Genomic DNA, 12396 nt, shown 5'->3' with positions numbered 1-12396 from the left:
TTTAAAGCAATTCGTAATCTTTCATGATCATGTCAAATACAACTTCTGGATCGTGCATATCGACATCAAGCCAACGAAAGAGAGGTTCCTTGCGAAACCAAGTAAATTGCCGCTTTGCATAGTGGCGTGTAGCTTGCTTGAATGATTTAACAAATTGATCATAGTGCGCAGCCGACTGCTCTGTTAACAGATAATCAAGGGCCTGTCTATAACCAATTGCTTGCGAAGCTGATGAATTCTGGCGAATCCCCTCAAGGTCTAGCCGTCGCACTTCCTCTAAAAAGCCTTCATCAAGCATTTTATCGCAACGCCGATCGATTCTTTCATACAATTTTTCTTTTGGGCGATGTAAAAACCAGCACCGGAAGTCATAATTTTGCGGTTTGCGGCGTCCTTTCCACGACAATTTACTAACTTTTTTATTGGTCAGCATGATAATTTCTAAGGCTCGCACAATCTTTTGCTTGTCGTTTTTGGTGATTGTCTTCGCATATTGCGGATCTAATTGGCATAGTCGTTCGTATAAAACGTCAGATCCTACGCATTCGATTTCTTCTTCTAAAGATTTACGCAGCTCTGGAACCGAAGGTGGGCCGCTTGGAGGACCATAGAGCAAGGCATGCAAATAAAAGCCCGATCCGCCAGCCACAATCGGAACATTGCCCTCATCGAGAATTCTTTGGATCGCCTGTCTGGCCTCGTAATAAAAATCAACAACGTTAAAGCTGTCTTGAATGTCGCGTATATCGATTAAATGATGAGGGACAAGCAACCTTTCTTCTTTGGTTGCCTTGGCAGTTCCTATATCCATTCGGCGATAGACCTGCATGGAATCGGCCGAAATAATTTCGCCATCCATGGCTTGCGCCAAATTCATAGCAAGGGCCGACTTTCCGCAGCAAGTGGGCCCAGAAATCACAATCACGCGTTTTTTTCTTTTTTGGAAATTCGAAGGAATCTGCTTTTGAACTTCCAAAGCGAAATTTAGAATGATGCGTTTGACTTCTTCAGTTTCGACAGAGGTTTCGCCAATCACAACACCCACCCAATCATCGGCTTAATGACACTTATTAACATGAATAAAAAAGAATTCTTTAGTCAGGTGAAAAGAAATACGACTGAATCATTTATTAAAACTTGCGTAACGCGTCGTCTTCCGTTTTGGCCAGTTCTAGAACGTGATCAAAGCCTGACATCTTCAATACGTCCATTACATTGTTTGTCACAGCAAAGAGCACTAACTTACCAGACAATGTCTTAAGTTTTTTCGTAACTGATAGTAGCATGCGCATACCAGCACTACTCAAATAATCTATCCCAGAAAAATCTAATAGAAGATTATGCTGCCCATTATTGATATAGTCAAAGACTTTTCGCTCGGCAGGTGGAGAAGAAACAGCATCTAAACGACCATTCATTCTCAAAATCAAAACATCGCCTTTCAGCTCTTCTTTGACGCTTACGAGTCCTTCAATGTTGCTCATAAACTCCTCATTCCATTTCTTTTTTGGGATCGGATATGCCAATCTTCAGGTTAACCTGTTTCAACTTGAAATTGCAACAAAATAAGTCCATAAGACAAAGTTATAATCATCCTCATTTTGTCTCTATTGTATAATCTGATTACTAAGAGCGCCCACTTATGCCAGTGTTTTCCACTCAAGCCTTTATCCGCCTTCAAGGATGCCGTCAACACAATCTAAAGAACATCTCTGTCACCATTCCCAAACTTGCCATCACAGTCATGACAGGAGTAAGCGGATCCGGCAAGTCGTCTTTGGCTTTCGACACGTTGTTCGCTGAAGGACAAAGACGCTACTTGGAATATCTCTCGTCAGATGCGCGCGCGCTAATCAAGCAAATGCCCAAAGCCGAAGTGGACCACATCGAGGGGCTTTCCCCAGCTCTAGCCATCGGGCAGCAAAGACAGGCCCTTTATGCCCATGGCACTGTTGCCACCTATACCGATCTGTACGACTTCCTCTCCCTCCTCTACGCCAAAATCGGCGAACAACACAGTCCTATCACGGGCAAACTTCTCACTCGTTATAGCCGCCAAGAAATCATCGACTACATCTTAAAAGATTATCCAGTAGGCACACGTTTACAGTTGCTAGCTCCTGTCAAGTTACGCAATGAAACAATTCAAGAGGCAATGACACGCCTGCAGCAGATGGGTTTTATTCGCATGAGAATCAATGGACAAGAATGGATGAGCGAAGAGTCTCCCCCTGAATTCGCTTCCTCCGCAGAGCTTGAAGTCGTTGTCGATCGTTTAGAAATTAAGGAAGGAGTGCGAGATCGCCTTGCACCATCAGTTGAAACGGCTTTAGACCTAAGCCAAGGCATCTTGAAAATCCAAGAAGGACGAGAGGGTGTTATCCGCTACTTCACCGAAATCTACGTATGCCCTGAAAACTCTTATTCCTTCTCTCCTCTTGAAGCAGTCGATTTTAACTTCAACTCTCCACGCGGCGCTTGCCCCCATTGTCAAGGCGTCGGAGGTCAAGAAAGGGTCAATGAATCTCTCATTTTTTGGGATCCGCAAGAGCCCGTCATCGACCAGGTACGCCTCATTCTAGACCACCTCCCCAAAAAAGCTAGCTCCTTACTCTACCCCCTGTTCCAATCCTTTTGGGAAACATTGGGAGTCCCTGAAGAGAGTACATCAACCGATCTGTCGCCCAAAGCCTTCAAAAAAATCCTTCACGGCTCTTCAGACCTTTTCCGCCTCTCGAGCCTCATCGACGAACATCCTCAAGAGATCAAGGCTCAGTGGAAAGGGCTCATTCCCTTTCTCGACCAAGCCCTGCAGACAAAAAAAACGAAGGGATCATTAAGCGACCTTCCGTTTATCGCCTGGCAGACTTGCCCAGTTTGCAAGGGCGCGCGCCTCAAACCCGAGAGCCTGTCTTGCCTAATCCGAGGCAAAACGATTCAGGATTTATGCGCGCTGACCGTTTCTGACTGTTTGATTGAGCTAGAATCATGGCACTTTACAGGCAAGCATGCGATTATTGCTAAAGATATCTTACCCCACCTGCTTTCGCGGCTTCAGCTTCTCAATCAAGTAGGACTTGGCTATCTCTCTTTGAGTAGGCAAGGAAAAACGCTGAGCGATGGAGAAGCTCAAAGGATCCAGCTAGCCTCTCAGATTGGTGCCAAGTTATCCGGCTTGATTTATATCTTGGATGAACCCTCACTCGGCTTGCATCGCCAAGATATCCAACACCTGCAACGTGTCATTCAAGACCTCAAAAGCCTTGGCAATACGATTGTCCTCGTGGAGCATGAAAAAAGCTTAATTAAACAAGCAGACTTTGTCTTGGAGCTAGGCCCCAGCGCCGGCCAAAGTGGAGGAGAGATTATCTTCCAAGGAACCGTTCCAGAACTTCTGCAAGACTCCTCTAGCTTAACAGGAAAATGGCTGAGCGGACAATTAACCCTCCCTACCCCGCCAGGCCGCAAACCAAAACATGGCTGGTTGGCTATTAAAAATGCCAATCTTCACAATTTAAACAACCTTTCTCTTCGCATTCCTTTAGGCTGTTTAGTCGGCTTCTGCGGGGTCTCAGGATCGGGTAAATCAACTCTTGTGATCGACATCATTGGAGAGCAAATCCAAAATGTTCTCTTACGCGCTATCCCTCCTCTTTCTTTGCAAGGATACGAATCAATCAGACGCTTGGTCAGCCATGAAAAACAAGTCGAGCGCTTTTCCGCCCGCTCCATGCCTGCCACTTATGTTGGCCTCATGACGCCACTTAGACAGCTTTTCGCTGAAACCCGCCTCGCCAAAGCTCGGGGCTATACGGCAGCTCGATTCAGCTTAAATAAACGAGGAGGCAGATGTGAGGCATGTGAGGGATTGGGGCGCATTCGAGTCAACATGCAGCTCATGAGCGACCTATTCATTCCATGCGAAGTATGTCAAGGTCTTCGCTATAACTATGAAACACTGCAAATCACATGGGAAAATAAAAATTTTGCCGATGTCCTCTCTCTATCAGTTATCGAAGCCTTGCAAATGTTCCAGCATATCCCATCCCTTGCATCTTCTTTAGAACTCATGGCCGAATTAGGATTGGACTACTTAACGCTTGGACAGCCTTTTAACACGCTATCTGGAGGAGAAATTCAACGTTTGAAACTCGTATCGGACTTGGCCATTAAATCGCTCGAGCCGACACTCTATATTTTAGATGAACCCTCATCGGGCCTGCACTTGCAAGACATTGGAAAACTACTTAAAATTCTTCACCGTCTAGCTGAAAGAGGTCATTCTGTTTTTGTCATCGAACATCATTTAGACATTCTACGCCAGGCAGACTGGCTCATTGAATTGGGACCAGGCGGCGGGCCGCAAGGAGGAAAATTGATTTTTGAAGGAACTCCGAGCAAGATGACCGGGGCCGACACCCCTACAGGACGCGTGTTCGATCACTAGCTTTCTTTCTAAATGTCATTTAGCTAGATGTAAGATAAGCCTCTTTAAACAGTTTTTCCAATAAATCATCATTGGAAGGCTGTGCAGCTTGCTTTTGTAGATCCCTTTCAAGCTTGTCGATGCGGCTCTTTAAAAGATCATTCTCTTCTTTCAGAGTTAAGCATAGATGGGAAAGCTGCTGATGGCGCGCATTGAGTGAACGCTTCTGCTTGTCCAGCTGCAAACAAACGTCCTGAAGTTCTTTGCGCAAAAGCGACAGCTCGCTTTCTTCTGTAAAAAGATCTAATTGAATTTTTGTTGGCATATCCGTAAAACCTAAAAAGAGTTAACAACTTAAACCAAAGATAGATATGAAATCAATAGATTAGTGAGAGAGCGCTTCAACAAATGTGCTGGCCTGCAGCCAGTCCATATAACTCTTATTCCCGCCATCGATTTTAACCCACGTGATTTCAGGCACTTCGTATTTGCAGTTTTGCTCGATCGCGGTCTTAATCTTGTCGTAGTTTTCAGCGCGCGTCTTGAAAATAATCTTACTTTCCTGAGCCGTTTCCAACTTATTATCCCACATATAAATCGATTCGACCCACGGAATGATTTGAGCGCACGCCACATAGCGCTCTTGCACAAGATAGCGAGAAATGCGCCGCGCTTCATCCAAACTACCGCTTGTCCAATGAATTTCAATCATTTCCCCTGACATAATCAAAGCGTCCTTTGTGATCTGTTTAAGAGTCTAAGAAGCTGCCTTCAAGGCACGTCAAACATATGAAAAAACCTACTTTAAGATTCTTCCTTGATAAAAGCAAGATGCGGAATTCGCAAATCGACAATGACATACTTATCTGCCGAACACACCGCTTTGGTAACCGGCAGTTTTGCCTTTTTTCGTTCATTTAAGGCCGTTTGCAAAGAGAAAAAATTGGCTATATTCTGCTTGTAATGTTCAGTATTCAAACGCAACAGAAAGGCCTTGACAACGTCATTAGAGAGCTTATCCGCACTCTCCTCAAGCATAATAACCACCTGCCTGCGCCCATAGCTGTCTGCATAAGCTTCGGCTACATCAACCTGCTTGATCTGTAGATCGCTCGCATTACTCTCTTTAAAAAACTTAAGGAGATCAAAGGCTAATTCGAGACGTTCCTGGGCCGCTAAGCAAGATCCCCACTTACCATCGGCATCCGCCAAGCCCAAATAGACGATAGGAAGTTTTTTGGGAGTGAAAAAAGGACGAAAAGGAAAGAGATATCCTTCTACATCCACAGCTGTATTGGAAAAATCTCCTACATAGGCAACGGGGGTTCTCATTTCATAGCGAATATATAAAGTGCCCGGAAGAATTTTCTGTATAAAGGCACTCTTGATCAAAGGACAGGCTAAAAGTTTTTTTTCAGCAGCTCTAAGATCGAATAGATAAAGGTTAATAGGCTGATCCAAAGACAACTCAAGGAGTTCTGCCAGATAGCCTGTCTTCAAACCCTCTTGCTGAGGACAGCTCTGCACAATCGCCACAATCCGGTACTGCTCATCTTGCAAGCGCTTTTCTTTTGCATGCTGGTAATAAAGCCATCCCATAAAAGCCGAGCCTGAGACAAGCAAGGTCGAAAGTAAAATCCACAAACAAGCACGGTTAATAGGAATTTCCTCTGGAGGATTAATTCTAAACATACACAGCTACTTTCAATTTAAAATAACGAATCAAATCCACGGCAAGCATCTTTCTCTTTTATTAAGGTGATCAGATCTTGCATAAAACTCCAATTACTATGAAAAAAATAAGATAAATTTTCTACTTTCTTATGAGTTTTTAGAAAATATTCTCGCTAGACTTTTTTCGATCCTGATTGATAATAAAGAAGGAGTTGTCATCCTTAATTCTACCGACTGCTTCGATGCCGAGAAAGTTCAAGTCAAACCCAAAGATTTAAAAATCTAATCGCAAAGGCTCGGTCAATTGTCATGATTGACTAAGCATCACCCCTTCCAACTTTCCTCAATACACAAAAACATAAATACAAATCTAGACTTATAATTTAAATTTTAATAAAATAGTTTAAAATTAAATAAAAAGGGATGTAAACAAAAAAACTTATAGATAAGGCGAATAAAAATCCAAATCTTTAAATTAATTAAATGCATCACTAAGGGAAGCTATAATGTTAAAAAATCTTTTCTCTTGTTTTTCCTGTACTTCCGCTCATGATCATCAACTTCCTCCCATTACTCCTGTCAATCCTTCAAGCAAGTCTCAAGTCATAGTCCTTGCCAAAGACAAGACTATAAGCAACCTTCAAATCTTACCAAATGAGCTGCTCCTTAGAATTTTCGAATTTTTAGCGACCCCCAAAGAGTTTGCAACAGTCAGCGTTACATGTAAAGACTGGTATCAAATCCTAGAGAAATCTTCTAAGGACTCTTCTTTGGAATCTGCTGTCTGTTTTTATTTGTACCAAACGCTTCCAAAGAACATTCTTTTACCCGATGTGAGCAAAATCACACGCAACACGTGGCACGCAAATCAAAATCAATTGGAGCGGAAAGAGCATCTCGCTTTTTACTACAAAATTAGCATTTTAAAGGATGTTGAAACATCTTTGAAAAGCTTCAGCGTTCAAAAAAAATCCTTACGCGGGGAGCAAGATTTCCCACTTTCAGGCAATGAAGTCTGCATCTTTAAAGATAAAATTTCTAAACTCTCTATTGAAAAAGTTCGATCTGCCACCTATCCAGACACAGAAGAAAGAACCATCGGACTCGAACTTGCCTCAGATGCATCAAAGCCTGAACACCTATCATTTTTTGAGCGCGCCGCCATTCAAAGCGTATTGACGACGCTTAACAAAGCCATGCAAACGAAAATTCAAGAAGAGAATCAAAAAGCACAGTTGAAGACCACAAAAAAATAAGTTCCGCTTTTACTCATAAAAGAAGGCATGCCGGATTTACTGCATGCCTTCCCATGTTTTGAGAATCCTGCATCCTTTAAATGGAATAAAACGCTTCCTTCTATTAAAAAATTCAGTTCCAATCATGGCCTGAAATTTAATTCCTTCCCACCGCCTCTAAAAATTAATAGGGTGCATGCTGAAATTGACGCATTTAAATATTGGAAATTTCGAACTGGCTTGCAAACAGTTTAAAGCCATAAGTAACGAGCTCTCATACAAGGCCCTGCATGAAAAACTTGTAAAATTTTACCTTTATTCCCAGCTATCATCCATGATTAATCCGCCTGTATTCGTCACTCACAATACTGCCGCGATGATTTATGGCGGAAAAATGCGAAATCATCCTCTATGCTTATAGAATTAGCTTCAATCCTCCATTATTCGAACGGGAATTATTAAGTGATTCGGCATCAACTATACCTCTAGAAAATGGAGTTTGCATCTTGAAAGATAAAAAAAAGACGCTTCCATTTCTAGATAGAAGCTTAGACACGAGGGAAAAACAACGGGGTTCGAACTTGATTCAGACATTTCAGCACTTTCACCCTTTGACCAAGTAGCCATTAAAGACGCAGTCTCGGCGATTAATAGACGAATGAAAGCGTCAAAGTTGGATGAGTCAAGCCGCTAGTAGCTTAAACTCGGCTGGCCATCTAAAGTGAAGCGGCTATTTTCCAGTAAAGCCAGCGCCTCCCCTGCCACCTTTGTGATATCACCCGCACCTAACGTGACAACAACATCTTGAGGCTGCACAAATTGGCTCAGTTTATGCCCTAAAGCAGGTCGGGGTACATATTGCACAGAGGCTGCACTGGCCTGCCTGATTTCCTGAATGATTTGCTCATGCGATAAGCCTGAAATGGGAGCTTCGCCTGCACCGTAAATGTCGGTCACAATGACCTCATCTGCCGATGCAAAAATCTGCCCATACTGCCCAAGGCAATCTTGTGTGCGCGAGTAGCGATGGGGCTGAAAAACCGCAATTAAACGCTTGGATTGAATTGCATTGCGAATGCCTTGCAATGTCGTTAAGATCTCAGTCGGATGATGGGCATAGTCATCGATGAAGAGAGTTCCATCAAACTCCCCCTTTCTCTCGCACCTTCTAAGCACACCCTTAAAATTTTTAAAGCTGTTTCGAATAGACTCTTCAGGCACCTTGAGAGCCATAGCCAAAGCAAAAACAGCCGCAGCATTTAGTGCATTGTGCACTCCACTCAGATTCAATGCAATCTCGGAATACACTTTTCCAGGCCCCTCTAGATCAAAAAACAGCTGAAAATCTTTTTGCTGAACGTTGGAGATTCTCCAATCGCAGTACTTGCCGAACCCGTACGATTGCCCTCCTACGTTTAAATGCATTAAGTGAGCATCATCGCCGCACCAGAACAAATGCTCTAGCGACTTTACTTGAGAGATAAAGGTGCGAAAGGCTTCGATCAATACAGCTGTTGATCCGTTATATGCACTAAGGTGGTCATTATCAATATTTGTCACGATGGCTCCAAAAGGAGCGTACTTCAAAAAGCTCCCATCGCTTTCATCAGCTTCAAAAGCAAAAAGATTACTCTGGCCCCAATGAGAATTAGTTTGAAATTGAGGAAGCATGCCCCCAACAGCAAATGAAGGATCTAGCCCAGCCTCCCAAAGTACGGTCGCGAGCAAAGAAGAGGTCGTTGTTTTACCGTGTGTGCCTGCAACAGCAAGCGAGCATTTATCTTTGATTAAATGGGCCAATAAATCGGAGCGATGAAGAAGCGGGCATTGCAAGGATACAGCAGCGTTATATTCTGGATTATCCGCTTTGATATCGCTGCTATAAATAACCGTTGTGCCAGCTGTAATATTAGAAGCCGCTTGCCCTTTATGGATCGTAGCTCCCGCCTTGATCAACCCGTCAATCGTGTAATTAAAAGCAATATCACTTCCCGTGACCGCAATATTTTGATGCAACAGAATGCGAGCCAGGCCGCTCATGCCAATGCCACCAATTCCAATAAAATGATAATTGTCAGACATCGTCTCAACTCCTTTCCATTAAAACAAGTTCACAAAGCGTTATTCGATTGGGCCTTTGTTTGTAGGCAGCCAAAGCCTTTTTCATCTCATTCAAGCGATCGACTTGAACAAGCTCCAACAAGACATCAGCAATCACCTGATCGGTCGCCTCAGCCTCGGCATATTTGACTCCACCTCCGACAGTTGCAACAAAGAAGTTTGCATTCTTATCTTGATGCTGATCCGTTGCATGGGGATAGGGAATCAAAATTCCAGGTACTTCAAACTCCATCGCTTCAGCAATGGTAGAGGCCCCCGATCGGCCAATAAACAAATCGGCTGCATGCCACGCCAAATGCATGTGATTCTCGAAAGGCTTGACGCAAGCCTTAATCCCGCACTCTTCATAACAGCTTTTAAATTCATCAACGACTCGAGCATCTCCAGTAAAATGAATGAATTGTACCCGAGACGCTTTAAGCTTTTCAGAGCATCCTTTCATCAAGCGATTAATGGCTTGAGCCCCTTGAGAACCTCCAAAGATCAATAGCGTTGGACACTCCTGATCCAGTTGAAAGTAATCCAAGGCGCTCGCCTTTTCAATTCGCCCCTTTTGATATCCTTCCCGCAAAGGCATTCCCACTTCTACGACATCTCCTTTTAGAAGAGCCTTTGTCGCAGGAAAATGCACTCCTATGCGCCAGGCAAGCATTGAAAGCCATTTATTAGCCTTGCCAGGAATGCTATTGGCTTCATGTAGAATGATCGGAATGCGGAGATATTTAGCCGCAAGCAACGTAGGGACAGTATAATAACTGCCGAATCCTACAACAACGTCCGGCTTAAATTCTTTCATGACTTGGATGCTTTGCCAGACTCCACGTGCAAGATTGACGAAACCCTTTAAGGTTTTTAAGGGATTTCGAGAGACAAGAGGACTCGTTGTGACTTCACGAAAGGCAAAACTTGATCGATCAAAATACTTGTTAGTAGCCAAACAGCCTGCGACGAATAGCACCTGGGGAGAAGAGGGTTGTTTGGCAAGCTGCTGAGCCAATCCTTGAGCTGGATACACATGTCCGCCTGTTCCACCAGCAGTTATGAGAATCCGTTTTGACATTGTTGTTCCTTTTGGCTATGTGCAATGTTTAATAAAAGCCCAAGTCCCATGATATTGGCCATTAAAGAGGTTCCGCCCTGACTGAAAAAAGGCAAATTGAGTCCAGTACTCGGCAGGAGTCCTGAAACGACTCCGAGGTTCATGAACGCTTGAAAGCAGATCAAAAATGTAATCGCCGTTGCAAAGTAAAATCCGCTCCTGTCAAACGTCGTATGCGCGATATAAAATCCGACATAGCCAATGATCATATAGAGAACGATGAGACTGACAATTCCTAAGAATCCAAATTCTTCGGCATAAATCGCTGCGATATAGTCGTTTTGAGCCTCGGGAAGATAGCTGAGCTTCTGCAAACTATTGCCTGGCCCTCTTCCAAATAACTGACCCGATCCAGCCGCAATCTTGGCTTGATAGGGTTGGTGCCCCTTCCCTCGGAGGTCAAGCTCAGGATGCAAGTAAACTTTCAAGCGGGCAGAAACATAAGGCAAGTTATAGGCTGAAACCGCCCCGATTACCAGAAAAATCGAGAGAGGTAAGGCCCAATACTTAAAACGAATACGCGTCATCACGCACATGACGACAACCAAGAGGCCAATGACCCCCGCCGTGCCGTTATTTGGCTCGACGAGAATAAGTAAAATGGGAACACCTATTTTGCCAATGATTTTAAGAAAGCTGCGCAATTCAAGCGTCGAGCCATCAATGCCTTGCAAGCAGTAACAAAAATAGGCCGGCACCACATATTTGACAAATTCAGAGGGTTGAAAGTAAAGCCCCCCGGCTCCGATCCAGCGCCGCGAACCATTCACCTCTTTACCAATCCCTGGAATAAGGGTCAAAAGCAGCAAGAAGCAAAAGAAGCCAAGCAAATAGGGGCTCCAAGCAATCATCTTTTGATACCCCACATACCAGACACCGCCCGCCATAGCAAGCCCTACTAAACAGTAAATAATTTGCTTAAATAAGGCCTGATGGGTGCTCCGGTCCAAAGCATGATCCAATACTTCTGCTGAGGTCGTATTGAAAATCATGACTAGACCCATCGCAAAGATAGAGGCCACGCAAAAGAGAAGCAGAGGTCGGTAAAAGGTACTCATGAACTACTTGACGCGGATGCGGTCCCCTATCTTTAAATTGCGAGCTTTCTCTTCATCTAATTGATTCAAGCGTAAAATATCGTCATACTTCACATTAAATTGCTTGGCAACTTTCCAAGGATTATCACCGCTCTTAATCACGTAGTAAACAGCCTCAGCTGATGAACTCTCGCTTGTCTTAGCCTCTGCCTGCTTTTTAGCCTGTATAGGTGCTTGTGCTGCGGCTACAACTGTTTTTTCTTTTTTAACAGGAATCTTTAAAACCTGCCCAATAGAGAGGCGCTCATTCTGCATCTGATTGGCCTTCTTGATAGCTTCAACAGTCGTTCCATTGGCTCTTGCAATCTTTTCTAACATATCTCCTTTCTTGACTGAGACCTCCACAAACTTGCCCACATAAATCGGAGCAGGTTCTGGAGTTAAATCCTCATCGTCAGGAGCGTTGGTTTGGACAGCGATCGGCTCTGGAATGTATTGATCGGCAGGTGACTCCATTTTTAGCGATTGGGGTGGTTGCGAATAGTACTTCAACACATTATCCACCTCATCAACCGTAGCAGCAGGTCCTGTTGCAATTAAATTCGGCGATACATCAATTGGCGCCCCATCCTTGCCATCAGCCAAAGAGGAATTAAAATCGGGCTGTTCTAACATTTTGTCAGTATCATAAATAATCGCTGTAGCAAATAAGATCGCTAATAAGCCAGCATTAATGACAACTGCAATGAGTATGGTATCTTTTCTTGTCATTCTGTTTTCCCTCCGACTTCTCGTCGCTTTAGG

General features: G+C 43.8%; 11 protein-coding genes. 2 read left to right on the top strand and 9 right to left on the bottom strand.

The features are described 5' to 3' along the window. Position 1 precedes the first annotated feature (1 nt). Positions 2-1036 carry a tRNA (adenosine(37)-N6)-dimethylallyltransferase MiaA gene (gene miaA, locus PNK_RS03120; protein ID WP_032125950.1) on the bottom strand — a complete coding sequence of 345 codons (1035 nt, stop codon included), beginning with the start codon at positions 1034-1036 and terminating at the stop codon, positions 2-4. Between the two features lie 94 nt (positions 1037-1130). Next, a complete protein-coding gene (locus PNK_RS03115; protein ID WP_032125185.1) occupies positions 1131-1484 on the bottom strand; it encodes an STAS domain-containing protein in 354 nt (117 codons plus the stop codon). Positions 1485-1642: 158 nt separating this feature from the next. On the opposite strand from PNK_RS03115, the gene uvrA reads away from it, so the two are divergent. Next, on the top strand, positions 1643-4447 hold the full coding sequence (uvrA, locus tag PNK_RS03110) for an excinuclease ABC subunit UvrA (protein WP_059060239.1): 2805 nt from the start codon (positions 1643-1645) through the stop codon (positions 4445-4447). Between the two features lie 19 nt (positions 4448-4466). Here uvrA and PNK_RS03105 read toward each other — a convergent pair whose 3' ends face one another. The 3 genes from PNK_RS03105 to PNK_RS03095 form a co-directional block, all read right to left on the bottom strand. After that, on the bottom strand, positions 4467-4751 hold the full coding sequence (locus PNK_RS03105) for a hypothetical protein (RefSeq protein WP_032125183.1): 285 nt from the start codon (positions 4749-4751) through the stop codon (positions 4467-4469). 60 nt (positions 4752-4811) lie between these two features. Further along, entirely contained in the window at positions 4812-5150 is a 339-nt protein-coding gene (gene cutA / locus PNK_RS03100; RefSeq protein WP_231909279.1) for a divalent-cation tolerance protein CutA, read from the bottom strand. Between the two features lie 80 nt (positions 5151-5230). Next, the gene (locus PNK_RS03095; protein ID WP_059060237.1) at positions 5231-6118 is read right to left on the bottom strand and encodes a cell division protein FtsQ/DivIB; all 888 of its coding nucleotides are present in this window, start codon (positions 6116-6118) and stop codon (positions 5231-5233) included. 488 nt (positions 6119-6606) lie between these two features. Here PNK_RS03095 and PNK_RS03090 point away from each other — a divergent pair, with 488 nt between their 5' ends. Continuing rightward, on the top strand, positions 6607-7356 hold the full coding sequence (locus tag PNK_RS03090) for an F-box protein (protein WP_059060235.1): 750 nt from the start codon (positions 6607-6609) through the stop codon (positions 7354-7356). 669 nt (positions 7357-8025) lie between these two features. Here PNK_RS03090 and murC read toward each other — a convergent pair. The 4 genes from murC to PNK_RS03060 are packed head-to-tail and all read right to left on the bottom strand — an operon-like array spanning position 8026 to position 12363. Continuing rightward, entirely contained in the window at positions 8026-9417 is a 1392-nt protein-coding gene (murC, locus tag PNK_RS03075; protein ID WP_059060229.1) for a UDP-N-acetylmuramate--L-alanine ligase, read from the bottom strand. A 4-nt stretch (positions 9418-9421) separates the two neighbouring features. After that, positions 9422-10516 (bottom strand): undecaprenyldiphospho-muramoylpentapeptide beta-N-acetylglucosaminyltransferase, encoded by a 1095-nt coding sequence (gene murG / locus PNK_RS03070; protein WP_059060227.1) that lies wholly within the window; start codon positions 10514-10516, stop codon positions 9422-9424. Next, positions 10495-11613, bottom strand: a complete 1119-nt coding sequence (gene ftsW, locus PNK_RS03065; RefSeq protein ID WP_059060226.1) for a putative lipid II flippase FtsW — start codon at positions 11611-11613, stop codon at positions 10495-10497. Before ftsW ends, murG begins: the two co-directional genes overlap by 22 nt. 3 nt (positions 11614-11616) lie before the next feature. Continuing rightward, a complete protein-coding gene (locus PNK_RS03060) occupies positions 11617-12363 on the bottom strand; it encodes a LysM peptidoglycan-binding domain-containing protein (protein ID WP_032125946.1) in 747 nt (248 codons plus the stop codon). Positions 12364-12396: the final 33 nt, after the last annotated feature.

It is taken from the genome of Candidatus Protochlamydia naegleriophila, from assembly GCF_001499655.1.
GTDB classification, from domain to species: domain Bacteria; phylum Chlamydiota; class Chlamydiia; order Chlamydiales; family Parachlamydiaceae; genus Protochlamydia; species Protochlamydia naegleriophila.
This window is presented reverse-complemented; position numbering and strand designations above follow the sequence as displayed.

Bases quoted from the DNA above. Each gene is read 5' to 3' on its own strand.
- PNK_RS03115 (WP_032125185.1), bottom strand. From the start codon at position 1,484: ATGAGCAACATTGAAGGACTCGTAAGCGTCAAAGAAGAGCTGAAAGGC.
- uvrA (WP_059060239.1), top strand. From the start codon at position 1,643: ATGCCAGTGTTTTCCACTCAAGCCTTTATCCGCCTTCAAGGATGCCGT.
- PNK_RS03105 (WP_032125183.1), bottom strand. From the start codon at position 4,751: ATGCCAACAAAAATTCAATTAGATCTTTTTACAGAAGAAAGCGAGCTG.
- cutA (WP_231909279.1), bottom strand. From the start codon at position 5,150: ATGTCAGGGGAAATGATTGAAATTCATTGGACAAGCGGTAGTTTGGAT.
- PNK_RS03095 (WP_059060237.1), bottom strand. From the start codon at position 6,118: ATGTTTAGAATTAATCCTCCAGAGGAAATTCCTATTAACCGTGCTTGT.
- PNK_RS03090 (WP_059060235.1), top strand. From the start codon at position 6,607: ATGTTAAAAAATCTTTTCTCTTGTTTTTCCTGTACTTCCGCTCATGAT.
- murC (WP_059060229.1), bottom strand. From the start codon at position 9,417: ATGTCTGACAATTATCATTTTATTGGAATTGGTGGCATTGGCATGAGC.
- murG (WP_059060227.1), bottom strand. From the start codon at position 10,516: ATGTCAAAACGGATTCTCATAACTGCTGGTGGAACAGGCGGACATGTG.
- ftsW (WP_059060226.1), bottom strand. From the start codon at position 11,613: ATGAGTACCTTTTACCGACCTCTGCTTCTCTTTTGCGTGGCCTCTATC.
- PNK_RS03060 (WP_032125946.1), bottom strand. From the start codon at position 12,363: ATGACAAGAAAAGATACCATACTCATTGCAGTTGTCATTAATGCTGGC.